Annotated in this window: 11 protein-coding genes; 6 read left to right on the top strand and 5 right to left on the bottom strand. The window is 48.5% G+C overall.

The window, feature by feature from the left end; all coding sequences use genetic code 11:
- Nucleotides 1-36 precede the first annotated feature (36 nt).
- From E1919_RS08990 to E1919_RS09005, 4 genes are all read left to right on the top strand, one after another.
- Entirely contained in the window at nt 37-789 is a 753-nt protein-coding gene (locus E1919_RS08990) for a beta-phosphoglucomutase family hydrolase (RefSeq protein WP_162053029.1), read from the top strand.
- A gap of 6 nt (nt 790-795) precedes the next feature.
- The gene (gene otsB / locus E1919_RS08995) at nt 796-1,629 is read left to right on the top strand and encodes a trehalose-phosphatase (RefSeq protein ID WP_162053030.1); all 834 of its coding nucleotides are present in this window, start codon (nt 796-798) and stop codon (nt 1,627-1,629) included.
- Complete coding sequence (locus tag E1919_RS09000) at nt 1,622-4,024, top strand: glycoside hydrolase family 65 protein (RefSeq protein WP_162053031.1); 2,403 nt, start codon at nt 1,622-1,624, stop codon at nt 4,022-4,024. Before otsB ends, E1919_RS09000 begins: the two co-directional genes overlap by 8 nt.
- A gap of 70 nt (nt 4,025-4,094) precedes the next feature.
- The gene (locus tag E1919_RS09005) at nt 4,095-5,057 is read left to right on the top strand and encodes a 1-phosphofructokinase family hexose kinase (RefSeq protein ID WP_202915883.1); all 963 of its coding nucleotides are present in this window, start codon (nt 4,095-4,097) and stop codon (nt 5,055-5,057) included.
- Nucleotides 5,058-5,354: 297 nt separating this feature from the next.
- On the opposite strand, the gene fbaA is transcribed toward E1919_RS09005, so the two are convergent.
- From fbaA to E1919_RS09030, 5 genes are all read right to left on the bottom strand, one after another.
- Nucleotides 5,355-6,434 (bottom strand): class II fructose-bisphosphate aldolase, encoded by a 1,080-nt coding sequence (gene fbaA / locus E1919_RS09010; RefSeq protein WP_162053032.1) that lies wholly within the window; start codon nt 6,432-6,434, stop codon nt 5,355-5,357.
- A 204-nt stretch (nt 6,435-6,638) separates the two neighbouring features.
- Nucleotides 6,639-8,198, bottom strand: a complete 1,560-nt coding sequence (locus E1919_RS09015; RefSeq protein WP_162053033.1) for an ABC transporter permease/substrate-binding protein — start codon at nt 8,196-8,198, stop codon at nt 6,639-6,641.
- A complete protein-coding gene (locus E1919_RS09020) occupies nt 8,195-9,172 on the bottom strand; it encodes an ABC transporter ATP-binding protein (RefSeq protein WP_162053034.1) in 978 nt (325 codons plus the stop codon). The genes E1919_RS09015 and E1919_RS09020 overlap by 4 nt, the downstream gene beginning before the upstream one ends.
- Before the next feature lie 76 nt (nt 9,173-9,248).
- Complete coding sequence (locus E1919_RS09025) at nt 9,249-10,700, bottom strand: exonuclease domain-containing protein (protein ID WP_237144195.1); 1,452 nt, start codon at nt 10,698-10,700, stop codon at nt 9,249-9,251.
- Nucleotides 10,701-10,802: 102 nt separating this feature from the next.
- Entirely contained in the window at nt 10,803-11,942 is a 1,140-nt protein-coding gene (locus tag E1919_RS09030) for an AI-2E family transporter (protein ID WP_162053035.1), read from the bottom strand.
- A 347-nt stretch (nt 11,943-12,289) separates the two neighbouring features.
- Here E1919_RS09030 and E1919_RS09035 point away from each other — a divergent pair, with 347 nt between their 5' ends.
- Together E1919_RS09035 and E1919_RS09040 are read left to right on the top strand one after the other, a co-directional pair.
- Nucleotides 12,290-14,155 (top strand): DNA topoisomerase IV subunit B, encoded by a 1,866-nt coding sequence (locus E1919_RS09035; protein ID WP_162053036.1) that lies wholly within the window; start codon nt 12,290-12,292, stop codon nt 14,153-14,155.
- Nucleotides 14,148-16,910 (top strand): DNA gyrase/topoisomerase IV subunit A, encoded by a 2,763-nt coding sequence (locus E1919_RS09040; protein ID WP_162053037.1) that lies wholly within the window; start codon nt 14,148-14,150, stop codon nt 16,908-16,910. The genes E1919_RS09035 and E1919_RS09040 overlap by 8 nt, the downstream gene beginning before the upstream one ends.
- Nucleotides 16,911-16,942 lie beyond the last annotated feature (32 nt).

The following is a 16,942-nucleotide window of genomic DNA, read 5'->3' on the forward strand; positions in this document are numbered from 1 at the left end:
GTGAATGTAAAGAAAATTACCAGCCAAGATTAGTATATGCCTCCATCCACTCTCTCACAACTGCTTTCAGAAAGAAAAATTAAAGCCCTGATCCTGGATCTGGACGGGGTGATCACGCAGACAGCGAAGGTGCATGCGAAAGCCTGGAAGAAGATGTTTGATGACTATCTGCTGCAGCGTGGAAAACAGGAGGGTGTTGTATACAAGCCGCTGGAAATAGCCACAGATTACAGAGAATATATAGACGGCATAGCCCGCTACGATGGCGTGAGAAATTTTCTGGCGTCCCGCAATATTGTGCTACCGGAGGGAACAGCGGCTGATGCCCCAGGTAAAGAAACAGTGGCTGGTTTGGGGAACCTAAAAAACAATTATTTTCAGGAGGTGATTAAGCAGGACGGCGTACAGGTGTATAATGACACGGTAGCTTTTCTGAAGCAGAAAATAGAACAGGGATTTCGCACAGCAGTCATTTCAGCCAGTAAAAACTGCCAGCCTATTCTTGCGGCTGCCGGCCTGGAGGAACTCTTTGAGGTGCGGGTGGATGGGGTTATGTCCGTCGAACTGGGGCTGAAAGGCAAGCCTGCCCCGGACGTGTTCACTGAAGCCGCCCGGCAGTTGGGCGTGCAACCAAGTGAGGCTGCCATTTTTGAAGACGCGCTGGCGGGTGTGGAGGCGGGCAAGGCAGGTGGCTTTGCCCTGGTGGTGGGCATAAATAGAACAGACGAAACAACAGAACTTTTAAAACACGGTGCCAACCTGGTACTGGAAAAATTTCCAACAGAATAAAAACCTATGAAAAACCAATCAACTAAAACTGTTCAGAAGCACGAGGCAACAGAACTCCCTTCTGCCTTGAAAGATATTCCCCAACTGATTAACGGCAAAAAGCCTGCTGTTTTCCTGGATTATGATGGCTGCCTGAGTCCCATTGTAAAGGACCCTGACAAGGCGGTAATGACGCAGGAGATGCGGGACACCCTGCAGCGGCTGGCAAATGTATGCAGCGTTGCCGTGGTAAGTGGTCGCGACCGTGCCAACGTAGAAAATCTGGTGCAGTTGGACAATCTTTACTATGCCGGTTCCCATGGCTTTGATATTTCCGGCCCGAATAACATGCACACAGAACCTGGTGGTGCCAGTGAAGCAGTGCCAGCCCTTGATAAAGCCCAGAAAACACTTGACGAGCGGCTGAAGGATGTGGAGGGGGTGCTGGTAGAGCGAAAGCGCTACGCTATTGCCGTGCATTACCGTAACGTGCCTGATGAGCAGGTAAGCAAGGTGCTGCAGGTAACAGAGGAAGTGATAGGCCAGCATCCGGAGCTAAAAAAAGGGCCCGGCAAAAAAATAATGGAACTGAAGCCAAACCTGGACTGGCACAAGGGCAAAGCCGTGCGGTGGCTGATGGATGAACTGGATTTAAACAAGCCTGATGTTGTGCCGCTTTATATCGGGGATGATATTACAGACGAGGATGCTTTTGCTGAGCTGCAAGGCGAGGGCATTGGCATTATGGTGGGCGAGCACGATGATAAAACAGCTGCTGAGTATAGACTGGAGGATGTTACAGACGTACTCGCTTTTTTGGAAGCGCTCACGCAAACAATAAAAAGTCAGCAGGATGTATGATTGGAAAGTTGCATATGACACCTGGGCTCCGGAAGAGCAGCCACTACGGGAGGCACTCTGCACTTTAGGCAATGGCTATTTTGCGACACGTGGGGCCTTTGAAGAGGCCGATGCGGACCAGAAAACCCATTACCCGGGCACCTACCTGGCTGGTGGTTATAACAGACTTGTATCTGAGGTAGCAGGCAGGCAGGTTGAGAACGAGGACCTGGTGAACTGGCCGAACTGGCTGCCACTTACCTTCCGTCACACAAATGAAGAATGGTTCGATGTAAGTCGGGTAGAAGTTATCTCCTTCAGGCAGGAACTGGATATGCGGCAAGGTTTACTGGAACGCAGAATGCGCTTCCGCGATGGCAGCGGCCGCGAAAGTACGCTTTACAGCAGGCGGCTGGTTAGTATGGCAAATCGCCATGTGGCAGTTATAGAATGGGAACTGACACCGCAAAACTGGTCTGGCGAGATAGAGATAAAGTCTGCGCTGGATGGCCAGGTTGTCAATAGTGGCGTGTCCCGGTATCGTGATTATGAAAGCCAGCACCTCGAGCCACTCCAGCAGGGGCAGCATAACGAAGAAACCATCTTCCTGAAAGTTCAAACGGTGCAGTCCAAGATCCAGATGGCCCTGGCAGCGCGTACGCGCATCTACATGGAGCCTAAAGGCAATGAAGTAGTGCGCACACTGCAGACAGAAGATGGCTATGTGGCGCAACATCTCAGGGTAAAATGTGAGCATAAGCGGCCTCTCCGGGTCGAAAAAGTGGTGCAACTGCAAACCTCCCGGGATAAGGCCATATCAGAGCCGCTGCAGGATGCCTGCAGAAACAGCGAAAGACAGGGTAGTTTTACTCACTTACTGGAAAAACACAGGCTGGCGTGGCAACGCCTATGGAACCGAACAGAACTGCAGATAGCCTGCAACAGCAAAGCCCAGTCCATCCTTAGGCTGCACATTTTCCACCTGCTGCAAACTGTTTCTGCCAATACCATAGGAATGGATGTAGGGGTGCCGGCAAGGGGGCTGCACGGCGAGGCTTACAGGGGGCATATTTTCTGGGATGAACTGTTCATCTTTCCTTTCCTGAACATGCACCTGCCGGAATTAACCCGCGAACTCCTGTTCTACCGCTACCGTAGATTGCCCGAAGCGCGATATGCTGCCGCAAAGGCTGGTTACAGGGGAGCTATGTTCCCGTGGCAGAGTGGCAGCAATGGGCAGGAGGAAACCCAGCAGGTTCACTTAAATCCTCAATCTGGAAACTGGCTGGTGGATAATACACATCTCCAGCGGCACATAAATGGTGCTATTGCCTATAATGTGTGGCAGTATTATCAGACAACAGAGGATATGGAGTTTCTCACTTTTGTGGGAGCCGAGATGATTTTAGACATCGCCCAGTTCTGGTCTACTATTGCTGAGGTTAACACAAAGACAGGCCGTTTTGAAATCCATCATGTGGTTGGCCCTGACGAATACCACGCTGATTACCCGGACTCTGAGGAACCGGGCCTGAGTAATAACGCTTATACCAACGTCATGGCGGTGTGGGTGATTCAGCGGGCGCTGCAATTGTTTGGAATATTGGATGACTCCCGTGTGGAGGAGCTACTCCAGAAGCTAACAATTTCGGAGGCAGACATAGAACGCTGGCGCGATATCAGCCATAAAATGTATGTTCCTTTTATTGGCCAGAGCAACATCATGGCGCAATTTGAAGGCTATGAGCAGCTTGAGGATTTCCCGTGGCAGGAGTATAAGGAAAAGTATGGAGAGTCGATGCGCCTGGACCGTATTTTAGAAAGTGAAGGCGACAACGTGAACAGGTATAAGGCCAGCAAACAGGCGGATGTGCTCATGCTTTTTTACCTGTTCTCTGCAGAGGAATTGATTCATATATTTGATTTGCTCGGTTACTCCTTCAAACCAGAACACATACATGAAAACATTGCCTATTATGAGGAGCGCACCTCTCATGGCTCTACTTTGAGTAAGATTGTACACTCGTGGGTGTTGGCGCGTTCAGACCGGAAGCGGGCGTATAAGAACTTTCAAGTAGCTTTGGTAAGTGATGTAGAGGATGTGCAGGGAGGCACCACTCCCGAGGGCATTCATTTAGGAGCCATGGCAGGTACCGTGGACCTGGTGCAGCGGGGTTTTACAGGATTGGAGATACGGGACAATGTGCTGTGGCTGGCACCTGCTTTACCAGAAGAGATAGGTTGTCTCAATTTTCAGCTACGCTACCGCAGCCACTGGATCTCGCTTAGCTTTACCCATGACAAACTGTTGATTGTTATCGACAGAGGCTGGGCTAAAGAAGTACAGATTGGCGTAAACGGCACCGTATATACTTTTCAGACAGGTGACCGGCGGGAATTCGATATAAGCCGATAAATTTAAATACTTAGGCAGTAAGCAATTAATAGGCATATGCATTGCTGCGTCTCAACTAAAATATAACATTATGCACGATATACTCACTATAACACTCAATCCTGCTTTAGATAAAAGCACTTATACAAATCGGGTACAGCCTGAGAAGAAAATTCGGTGCAGCACTCCCTACTATGAACCCGGTGGGGGAGGCATAAACGTTTCCCGCGCCATCAAAAAATTAGGGGGAAATTCCTGTGCATGGTTTTTATCAGGAGGTCCTTCAGGTGAGAAGCTTTGCAGTTTGTTGAAAGAGGAAGGTATTAGTTTCAAGGCTATGAAAGCCAAAAACTGGACCCGTGAAAACCTTATGGTAATGGAGGAAAATACCGGTAACCAGTTTCGCTTTGGTATGCCAGGCCCTGAAACGTCCGAGGAGGAGTGGAAGCAGTGCCTAAACAAGTTAGATGAAATTCCTGATAAGGAGCTGCCAAAATATGTTGTAGCCAGCGGGAGCCTGCCACCAGGTGTTCCAGATGATTTTTATCTGCAACTGGCTCAAATGGCAAACCGGCGTGGTTTCAGGTTGATAGTGGACACGTCAGGAGACGCCCTTTTAAAAGCGGCAGGAGAGGGAGTGTACCTGCTGAAGCCAAACCAGAATGAATTTGCTGCATTAGTTGGAAAAGAGGAGGTGTCGGCACTGGAACAGGAGCAGATCGCAGTGCAGATACTGGAAGAAGGAAAATGTAAAGTGCTGGTGGTGTCGCTGGGGCCTCGTGGAGCCATGGTAGCGTCCAAAGAAGGCGGTATAAGTTATATCATGACGCCTCCCGTAAAGCAGAAAAGTGCAGTGGGCGCTGGCGACAGCATGGTAGGAGCCATGGTCATGAGCCTGCTGAAGGGCAATATGAATATGGACGAAGTAGTGCGGTACGGCGTGGCAGCCGGTACAGCCGCAACCATGACCCCAGGCTCGGAGCTTTGTAAAAAAGAAGACACAGATAAAATTTACCAATGGCTCCTGGAGCATCGAGAACTTACAAATATCTAAGTTAGCGATACATTAGATCTTCATTTGAGTTTAAATAACTGGCGTTACGCAGGAGTCCCAGCGGGACGACCGGTAGATAGTAAACATTTAGGGCTTCATTAGCTCCGGAGGAGCGACCTGTGGGGTATCTTTACAGGCCGCTCCGCTGGAGCTAAGGGCGGTTTAAGGCCCTCAGTCTATGAATAGGTCGTCCCGCTGGGAATAAAAACAAATTTTTAACTTGTGTTGCGTAACGTCAATTAAACAGAAAAGGTGGAGCCCCAAAGCTCCACCTTTTCTGTTCATGTATGGTTAAACTTACGCGTTTCGGTTGATAGCGTTCAAATCCTCGAACGCTTCTTTCAGGCGCTTCGTGAAAGTTTTCTCTCCTTCACGCAGCCAAACACGTGGGTCATAGAATTTCTTGTTAGGCACGTCATCACCCTCTGGGTTGCCCAGCTGAGTTTGCAGGTAATCCTTCTTAGACTCGTAATAGTCTCTGATGCCCTCCCAAAAAGCCCACTGCATGTCCGTATCGATGTTCATTTTGATAGCACCATACTCAATCGCCTCAGTAATTTTTGCCTTTTCAGAGCCGGAACCACCATGAAAAACAAAATGAACCGGGTTTTCAACAGTGTTGTGTTTCTGCTGGATAAACTCCTGAGAGCTCTTTAGGATTTCAGGGCGAAGCTCTACGTTACCTGGCTTGTATACACCGTGCACGTTACCGAAAGCAGCTGCGATGGTGAAGCGGTGACTAATCTGGTTCAGCACCTCATAGGCATACGCCACTTCTTCCGGCTGTGTATACAGGCGGGCGCTATCTACATCAGTGTTGTCTACGCCGTCTTCCTCGCCACCAGTTACGCCTAGTTCAATTTCAACGGTCATTCCCATTTTATCCATACGCCTTAAGTACTCGGCGCAGGTCTCAATATTTTCCTGAAGATCCTCTTCAGATAAATCCAGCATGTGCGAGCTGAACAAAGGCTTGCCATGCTCGGCAAAGAATTTCTCACCGGCATCTAACAGGCCATCAATCCAAGGCAGTAGTTTTTTAGCTGCGTGGTCGGTGTGCAATACAACAGGTACGCCGTAAGCCTCCGCCATAATATGCACGTGGCGCGCACCGGCAACGGCTCCTGCAATAGCAGACTTCTGTAGTTCGTTTGCCAGGCCTTTGCCTGCATTAAATTGCGCACCGCTATGGGAGAACTGGATAATGACAGGGGAATTTACATCTCTTGCTGTTTCCAGCACCGCATTGATAGAGTTAGAACCAATAACGTTAACAGCCGGGAGGGCAAAGTTATTTTCGTTGGCATACTTGAAAAGCTTTGTTACTTCGTCACCGTGCAGTACGCCAGCTCTGAATCTTGTTTTAGTTTCGCTCACAGTTTATCTTAATTTAATGTACATTTTCGATCTTATCTTAAGCTTCTTTACGAGGCTGAGATAAAACCATCTATCAGTAAATTTACTATATAGTTTAGAATTAAGAAAATCAGCACACGATATATCTTGTAAGTAGCTGTACTTCATCCGTTGAAACAGGTGCTCAAAGTGTAAGCTGAAGTAATGTTAAGGGCAGTAACTGGCTTAAGGGTTTAGGTGATTTTTTAAATCAGAGATGCTGCGGATGTTCAGTTTTGCGGCCTGCTCTTCCCGCATCATCAGCGCATAGGTATTGTTAAACCCCAGTGGCGGCAGCCAAATAATGTTATACTGTTCCTGAAACCGGTCAGCCACATACTGGTATACCTTTTCATTCTCTTTAGATAATCTATCTACCACCGTTTGAGGTGTGTTGAGAATTACTTGCAATCCGGTACCCGTGTACTCCGGATAAATATCTATTTCGCCAGCCGTTAGTGCATCGAAGCATATTTTAGTTCCGCCCAAACCTGTCCGCGCCGACACCTGCAGGTTAGTATAGCCCCGTATCAATTGGGAAAGCATCTCTGTGAGAATGTACTGTTCGGTAAAGATCTTTGAGCCTAGTTGGATGGTTTCGCCAGTACCATTCTGCGAAGGCCGCCAAAGCCCCTGCTGCTTCAGAAAAGCCTGCGCCACCGCTGCCGGAGCAGCTTTATCGAAATCTACCTGGTAATTAAGGGCTGTCATGGTGGAATCGTTGATGGTGCCGCTGAGCATCTCCAGCACTTCCCGCAGCTCCGGGTGCCGCAACAGAACCGGCTCCCGTACCAGAAGAGCCGCGTGATAGGGTGGGAAGGAGTTCTGGTCATCCTCCAGCACACGCAGGCTGTATGTTTTAATTTTGCCGTCAGTGGAGTAGCCGTCTATCACATCCACGTCTCCTTCATATACTGCCTTGTACACCAGCGCTGGCGCCATGATAACCGTATTCAGGTCGAGACCATAAGTCTCTTTCAGCCCGGGATACCCGTCGTCCCTTCCGGCAAATTCCGGACTTAGCCCTGCCTGGAAGCCGCTTCGGTTCGGCAACAGGTAAAAGGAAGATAGCAGGGGCAAAGCCAGAAACAGCAGCAATGCTGTCGGGCGCAGCAGCGGCAGCCGCAGGTGTTGGAGGCGCGCCAGTAGAAAGTCGATGCCCACGGCTAACAGAGCTGCCGGAATAGCGCCGGCCAGAATCATAGGGGTATTGTTCAGGGCGATGCCGCCAAAGATAAACTCGCCCAGACCGCCCGCCGCAATATAGGCTGCCAGTGTTGCCACACCCACATTCAATACCGCTGCCGTGCGGATACCGGCAAATAGCACCGGCAGCGCCAGCGGCAGTTCCACCCGCGTGAGCAGTTGCCAGTCGGTCATGCCCATGCCGCGCGCCGCTTCTTTCACCTTTGCATCCACCTGCGTCACGCCTGTAAAGGCATTGCGAATAATAGGCAGCAGCGAGTAGAGAAACAGTGCAAATATGGCGGGTTTCGGGCCAATTCCCAGTACCGGAATCAGGAAGCCCAGCAGCGCTATGCTAGGAATTGTTTGCAGTACGCCCGTAATGCCAAACGTTGGCCCGACGCCTCTTTTATACCTGGTAATGAGCAGGCCCACCGGCAGCCCGATGAGTATGGCCAGGGCAAGGGATATGAAAGTAAGGCTGATGTGCTCCAGTGTCTGCTCCAGCAACGTGTCGGCCTGTAGCTGCAAAAAATCCCAGAGGTCCAGAACATTAGTCATTTGCGTAGCGTGAGGGTTAGTTGTTCTACAGCAGCCATCAGGTCCGCCACGGTAGCTGCCTGTGCAGGCGCGGCAGTAGTTGCATTCAAGGTGAGGCATTGTTGCGGTGCGCCGGTGGCTGTTAATATTTGTATGGCCTCCAGCACACTTTCCATTTCGGGTATAGCGATGGCATTATGAATATTAGAAGGAGAAACAGCAGGCAGGTAAGGCCTTAGGTGCTGCAGTTGCAGCACCTGTAGCTGTAGCTGGAAAAGTTGGTCTTGCAGGAACCGCATTACAAAACCATTTGCAGGACGGAATACCAGTTCCTGTGTTGTGCCCAGTTGCTGAATTTTTCCGTCGTCCATCAGGCAGATGCGGTCGCCCAGTTCAAAAGCTTCCAGCACGTCGTGCGTCACCAGTACCTTGGTTTTATGCCGCAGCGCCTCGATATTTTTAAATTCACGCCGGATGCTGATGCGTGTAAAGGGATCCAAGGCCCCAAAAGGTTCATCCATCAGTATCACGGGCGGGTCCGAAATAAGCGCGCGGGCCAAGCCTACCCGTTGCTGCTGCCCCCCACTCAATTCATGCGGATATTTTGGAAGGTACTGCTGCGCTGATATTCTGAGCAGATCCAGCACTTCCCGTGTGCGGGCTTCGATTTTCTCTTTTGACCAGTGCAGCAGGCGCGGCACCACTGCGATATTCTCTTGAACGGTATAGTGCGGAAACAGCCCTGCGCCCTGTATCACATACCCCATCTGCCGACGCAGTTCCTCCGGTTTCTGATGCTGTATATCTGTTCCTGCTACTTCAATAGTGCCTGCGGTGAGTTCCTCCAGCCGATTGATGAGTTTAAGGGTGGTGGTTTTGCCGCAGCCACTGGTGCCTAGCAGCACAAGCGTTTCACCTTCTTTTACATCCAGTGTCACGTCATCAACCGCCAGCAGTGAACCGAATTTTTTTGTTACGTTACGGAGGCGGATCATGGTACTTTGGGTGCTGCTTTGATCATCATCCTCCTTCTACGAAAATATGCCGTTTTCGCTGACTTGAGTTTAAAACCTAGTCAAACACGATCACCTTATCTTTATGCTTGCCGCGCATGTGGCCTCTGATAATCTGCTGCACATCTTTGTTGTCGTTATAGCGCTTGATGGCTCCTTTGAAATCCTCAAGGTTACGAGCGGAGAAAGTCTCATCGACAAAGCCGAAGCCGAGGTAGGTGCCATGTTCTATTACTACCAATGATTTTTCGCCGGGTTCGCGCCCTTTGCCCACAATAACGAAGCTGTTGTGTTCAAAGGAAAAGGATTCTATGGCGGCATCCACCCGCTTGTTATACTCCTCCGGGCTCTCTTTGCCCACGCAGGCACCTTGGCACTGGTGCACCTGGTAATCGAAGCAGGCACCGTTTGTCTTATACAGGTCGCAGAGTTTCTGGCAGAGGTTGTATTTGCCCACCTTGTGGTACAGGAAGCCCTTCGCCTTAAACTGATTCGATAAAGCGATGATCGGCGTCATGTTCACGTTATCGGCTTTATTTACGCTACCGAAAGTCAGGCGCTTATAGCCGCTGCTATCTTCATACACATAAATGCCGGTGTTGAACACAGAGCGGCGCTGTTGCCTGTTGTACTGGGGCTTCATCCGCTTTATTTCAGCAGATTCAAACAGTAGCGCCACCAGTTCATTGCCCATGGTCTCGTAGGTGATGTCGGAGATGCTGTTCTTGAAATCAAGCGATTTTCTGCTTTTATAGTCAATGTTAAAGTGCTGAATAATACGCTTTTTGATGTTGATACTCTTGCCGACATAAATGACTTCACCCGCTTCATTATAGAAATAGTACACCCCTGGCACCATTGGCAGCGCATCCACCTGTTCTTTCCTGATATTGGGAGGAAGTAGGGAGGTTTTGATTTCTTCTTTAAGTACCTGAGTGGTGTTGTCGGCAGCCATTTGCATGTTGCCATCTACAACAGGCCTATCTATTTTAAGAAGCTTATCAAAAAGAACAGCCGTTGCCTCAGCATCGCCAATAGCGCGGTGGCGTTGTGTCAGCTCAATATCGATGCTCTTGCAAAGCTTACCCAGGCTATAGGAGGGCAGGCCGGGAATAAGTGCCCGGCTCAGACGTACCGTGCACAGGGTTTTGCGCTGAAAAGTAAAGCCTAAGTCAGCAAATTCTTTTTTAATAAAGGAATAGTCGAAGCGTACGTTGTGGGCCACAAAGACTTTACCCTCAGTAAATTCCACAATTTCTTTGGCTACCTCATAGAACTTAGGAGCATCCTTTACCATCTCGTCCGTGATACCCGTTAGATTAGATATGAAGTAGGGGATGGGGCGCTGTGGGTTTATCAGCGTATTGTACTTGTCTACTATTTTCTCTCCGTCATGGATGAAAATGGCGATTTCTGTTATTTTATCCTGAGCAGGCTGTCCGCCTGTGGTCTCAATGTCTATGATAGCGTACAAAATGCTAAAATTTAATGCCTGTGGGTTAAGTGCCATGGCGGGTGCCATGAGCTTCCTCTACAACCAAAAATTTTAGTATTATGTTTCAAATCCGCCTTTTTCTAAGGTAAATAAGCAAACAGTATTAGCAAAACCTATTTACGTGATGTCGTCGTTTTTCTTTCCCCGGCCAAGTCCGTTTACAATTTCATCAAACCAGTTCTTGATGCGTCCGGGCTTTTTAGGTTTTAGATCGTCTATGTCAGCGAGTAAAAACCCGAATGGCCGCGTGGGGGGGTAAGCATCAAAAATGACTTTTAGCATGGCAATTACAGGAATGGAAATAATCATACCGGCTGCTCCCCATATCTCTCCACCAATCAATAAGGCAATGATGGCAGCAAAAGGATTAATACTCACTTTTGAACCAACCACAAAAGGTGTGATAAAATTACCCTCCAGGAACTGAACAAACATGAAGATGAGCACGACCACCACCGCATTTAGGAAATTACCCGTGGTGGCGAGTATAAACAGAGCAGGTAGTGAAGCCCCGATTAAGATACCTATATAAGGAATGACGGTTAGAATAGAGGCAAACACACCAAAGAAAATAGCATACTTCACGCCTACTATTAACAAGCCGGCAGAGTTTAGCAGTGCCACTACTACAATCACAATCATGAGGCCGGAGATATAACTTTGCACCACGTGCTGTATGTTGGTCATGGCCGTGGTAAAGTCGCCCCGATGATCTTTGGTGGTAAATTTAAATATAAACTGCTCGAGGTGGTCGCGGTAATAGAGCAGGCAGAACACAAAAATGGGTACGATAGTGATAAGTGTTAAAGCGCCTGTTGTAACGGAGATTGTACTGCCTAGGAAAGTGGCAGAAATATCCTGTATACTGCCAATGGCGTTCCGGATAATCTGGTTTCTGTTGGAGGGAGGAATTTCAAAATGCCTGTACAGGAATTCCTGAACGTTTGCCAGGAGTGTCTCCAGGTTTTGCCCCACTGTATCCAACTCTGATGTCAAACTCATTAACTGCATCGACAAGAACCAGATAACCATACTGAGCACTATAATTACCAGCACAATGCTCAAAAGAATAGCCAAGGGGCGCGGTATTCCCCACCTTTCCATATCCCTGTTTAGAGGCAACAGCAGCAGGGAGAAGAGCAGCGCAAAGGCCAGTGGCATTAAAATAGGCTTGAATGTTTGCAGCCCTAAAATTAACAGCGCCAGCGCCAGTAGTATAAGTGTAAATTTAAAGTACTTGGGTAATTTTATTTCCATTTAATTGTGCTGTCTTCTCCTTTCACAAGCTCCTGAGGTACAGTTATTGTACCAAGTTGTTAGCAAATGTAAGGTAATAGGATTCAATAATTTTTATATTTATATGCTAAAAATATTAGCTTAATTAGCTAGTGATTTTCTTTCGCTAGATGAACTTCTACCCTTAATTAAGAGTTATTAATTGACTATTAGCCTCTAAATTTGTATATTTGGCTAATATATTTAGTAATATTGAAACGAATAGGGTGTATAGTATAGGAGTCGGAACTTTAGATGGTGTCTATACTCTTATTATTTTCTATATTTCCGGTTGAATTTACCACAACATCTACACTTACGCTTAAAGAATGGCAGAGTTAGTTCAAAATAACTACAACGAAGACAGTATTCGGTCGCTGGAGCCGCGGGAGCATATCAGGCTGCGCCCTGGTATGTACATTGGTAAACTAGGCGATGGGTCATCGGCTGATGACGGTATTTATATCCTGGTAAAAGAGGTGATTGACAACTCCATTGACGAACACGTGATGGGGCATGGCAAAACCATTGAAGTCAAAATCTCTGACCATAAAGTGCAGGTGCGAGACTATGGCCGTGGTATTCCGTTGGGTAAGGTGATTGATTGCGTAAGCAAGATCAATACTGGCGGCAAGTACGACAGCAAAGCTTTCCAGAAATCAGTTGGTCTGAACGGTGTGGGTACAAAAGCTGTGAATGCCCTTTCCAGCCACTTCAGGGTGCAGTCGGTGCGCGACGGGCAGATGAAGGTGGCTGAGTTTGAGCAGGGGGTACTGGTGCAGGATCATGACCTGCAGGAGACAAGCCAGCGCAACGGTACGCTTACCTCCTTTGTGCCGGACGAAGTTATCTTTAAGAACTTCCAGTTTAACCCGGATTACCTAGAGAACCAAATCTGGAACTACGTGTACCTGAATGCCGGGCTTACGGTAAACTTTAACGGCAAGAAATTCTATTCTGAGAACGGCCTGCTGGACCTGCTGCGCAATAAGGCGGACGAAGAAAGCATGCGCTATCCGATCATACATTTAAAAGGGGAGGATATAGAGCTTGCGATAACCCATGGCAACGATTATGGCGAGGAATACTATTCTTTTGTTAACGGACAGTATACTACTATGGGCGGTACGCATTTGGCGGCTTTCCGTGAGGCGGTAGTGAAGACGGTGCGCGATTTCTATAAAAAAGATTATGATGCCGCCGACATACGGGGCTCTATCGTCGGTGCCATCAGTATACGCGTGCAGGAGCCGGTGTTTGAGTCGCAGACTAAAACAAAACTGGGTTCTATCGAAATGGGGCCTGAGGGCCCGGCAGTGCGTGCCTTTATCAACGACTTTGTAAAAGAGCACCTCGACAACTACCTGCACAGAAACACAACCACAGCCGAAGCGCTGAAGAAGCGTATTGAGCAGAGTGAGCGCGAGCGTAAGGACATGGCAGGCGTGAAGAAACTGGCCAACCAGCGTGCCAAAAAAGCGAACCTGCACAACCGCAAACTCCGCGACTGCCGCATGCATTTTAATGAGGACAAGCATGAGAACGCCCTTCTTTCTACACTCTTCATTACTGAGGGTGATTCGGCAAGTGGTTCTATCACCAAGTCACGCAACGTGGACACAGAGGCGGTATTCAGTTTAAGGGGAAAGCCGCTCAACTGCTTTGGCCTGAAAAAAAAGGTGGTATATGAAAACGAAGAGTTTAACCTGCTGCAGCACGCCCTGAACATTGAAGAGGGCTTGGAAGGCTTGCGTTACAACCGCGTGGTAGTAGCCACGGATGCCGACGTGGACGGTATGCACATTCGCTTACTGCTGCTTACGTTTTTCCTGCAATTCTTCCCTGACCTGGTGAAGAACGGACACGTGTACATATTAGAGACGCCATTATTCCGGGTGCGCAATAAGAAGGAGACGATCTATTGCTACAACGAGACGGAGAAGCAGGAAGCAATCAATAAGTTGGGCAAGCGGCCAGAGATTACTCGTTTCAAGGGTTTGGGTGAGATTTCTCCAGACGAGTTCGGCAAGTTTATCGGTGACAACATTAAGCTGAAGCCGGTTATCCTGCATAAAGACACCACTATACAGAAAATGCTGAGCTATTTTATGGGCAAGAACACGCCGGAGCGACAGGGTTTTATTATCGACAATCTGAAAATTGAAAAAGACATAGTAGAGGAAGTGTATGCATAACGACGAGTTGAATAACGAAGAATTAAATCACGAAGACGAGTTGGAAGTAACCTTCAACGATGGGGAAGGAGAACTGATCCATAACGTAACGCCTGTAGCCGGCCTTTATGAGACCTGGTTCCTCGACTATGCTTCTTATGTTATTCTGGAGCGTGCGGTGCCAGCCATTGAAGACGGCCTGAAGCCGGTGCAGCGGCGCATTCTGCACGCCATGAAAGAGATGGACGATGGCCGCTTTAACAAAGTAGCCAACGTGATAGGGCAGACCATGCAGTACCACCCGCACGGCGACGCCTCAATCGGGGACGCCATGGTGAACCTTGGTCAGAAAGATTTGTTGATTGAAACGCAGGGTAACTGGGGTGATGTGCGCACCGGCGACAGCGCTGCTGCCCCGCGTTATATAGAAGCCCGGCTTTCTAAGTTTGCGCTGGATGTGGTGTTTAACCCGCAGACTACTTTATGGCAGCTGTCTTACGATGGTCGTAAAAATGAGCCGGTGACACTGCCTGTGAAATTCCCGCTGCTGCTGGCGCAAGGTGTGGAGGGGATTGCCGTAGGATTGTCTACTAAAATTATGCCGCACAACTTCCGCGAGCTGATCAAAGGGTCTATCGATGTGCTGAAAGGCCGCAGTACACAGCTGCTGCCAGACTTCCCGAACGGCGGCTTGGTAGACGTAACGAATTACAACTCCGGCATGCGTGGCGGGCGTATCCGCGTGCGCGCCACCATTGAAAAGGTCGATAAGACCATGCTCATTATACGGGACGTTCCTTACGGTATAACGACTACCGGCCTGATGGAATCGATCGTGAAGGCGAGTGAGAATAACAAGATCAAAATTAAGAAGGTAATTGATAATACAGCGGCCAATGTAGAAATACAGGTACACTTGCCCGCCGGTGTATCACCTGACCTGACGATTGATGCCCTTTACGCTTTTACAGACTGCGAGGTATCCATCTCCCCGAATACCTGTGTGATAATCGACGATAAGCCACACTTTCTGAATGTGGATGAGCTGCTGCGCATTTCTACTTTTAAAACAGTAGATCTGTTGAAGCGGGAGTTGGAGATACGCCGGGCAGAACTGGAAGACAAGTGGCATCATTCTTCCCTTGAAAAGATATTCATAGAAAACCGAATTTACCGCGACATAGAAGAATGTGAAACGTGGGAGGCGGTGCTGGAGGCCATAGACAAAGGCTTGGAGCCATTTAAACCGTTGCTGCGCCGCGAGGTGACAGAAGAGGATATTGTCAGGCTGACGGAGATCAAAATCAAGCGCATTTCTAAGTTTGACTCCTTCAAGGCTGACGAATATATCCGAAAGCTGGAAGAGGAGATGGCTGAGGTGGAGGACAACCTGGCGCACCTTATCCGCTATGCCATTGGTTACTTCGAAGCACTGCTGAAGAAGTATGGGCAGGGCCGTGAGCGAAAAACGCAGTTAAAGACATTTGATGTAATTAATGCACAGAACGTTGCGATTGCGAACCAAAAGCTATACATGAATGCCAAAGACGGCTTTATTGGTACAGGACTTCGCAAAGATGAGTTTGTGTGCGATTGCTCCGACATGGACGACATCATTGTGTTCCGCAAAGACGGCAAATTCACAGTGACGAAAGTAGCCGAGAAAACATTCGTAGGCAAAGACATCCTACTTGCCGGTGTGTACAACAAGAACGATGAGCATATGGTGTATAATATGATTTACTTGGATAGTAAATCAGGTGTCTCTTATGCCAAGCGCTTCTCAGTGAAGTCTATCACCCGCGACAAAGAGTATGACTTGACCAAAGGCAACAAAGGCTCTAAAGTACATTACCTGACGTCTAATCCTAATTCTGAGTCTGAAGTAGTAACTATCTCGTTATCACCTCAGGCCAGCGCACGTGTTAAAGTTTTTGATTATGACTTTGCCGAGCTGATGATTAAAGGAAAAGGCTCAAACGGCAATATCGTGACGAAGTATCCGGTGAAGAAAGTGGTGCAGAAGAGCCTTGGCGAGTCTACTCTCGGTGGCCGTGAAATATTCTATGACGAAGTGATTGGTCGGCTTAATACCGAAGGCCGTGGCCGTTACCTCGGCTCGTTTAATACGGATGATACCATTCTGGTGGTGTATGAAGACGGTAGCTATGAGTTGACCTCGTTTGACCTGGCCAACCACTATACTGTTGAAAAGATTAAGGTGCTGCAGAAGTTCTATCCGGAGTTGATTGTCTCCTCCATTTACTACGAAGGCGAGAACAAAATCTATTACGTGAAGCGCTTTAAAGTAGAGACCTCTACAGTGGGTAAACGCTTCCCCTTCATTCCAGAAATGAAGGGCTCCCGTTTGGAGGCAGTTTCCACACATCCGGAGCCACTGGCTACCATCTCCTTCAAGCGCGATCGCCGCAGCGAGAAAGAGACAGAGAAGCTGCTGCTGAATGAGTTCATCGATGTGAAAGGATGGAAAGCTTTAGGTAATAAACTCAACTATTACAAGGTGCTGGATGTGTCGCTGCCGAAAATGGAGGCAGTAGAGCAGCCGGACGATGAGAAAGCCAAGAGCAGGAAATCGGCACCTAGAAAGGCCCCTGCTACGGTTCCCTCTGAGTTAAAGGTGCTTGCCGAAGAGGCCGCCAGGCTGAGCGCTACCCAACATCACGAGTCAGATTTCGTAGAAAAAGGTGTAGACGATAGCAGTGAGATTTCGGAAAAAGAGGCGCTTCGAAGAAAAAAGCAACTTGATCTTTTTTAGATTATAATCAATTTGTTTTTTCCGAAAGGTTG

Origin of the sequence: Pontibacter pamirensis (assembly GCF_010015475.1) — a bacterium.
Classification (GTDB): Bacteria; Bacteroidota; Bacteroidia; order Cytophagales; family Hymenobacteraceae; genus Pontibacter; species Pontibacter pamirensis.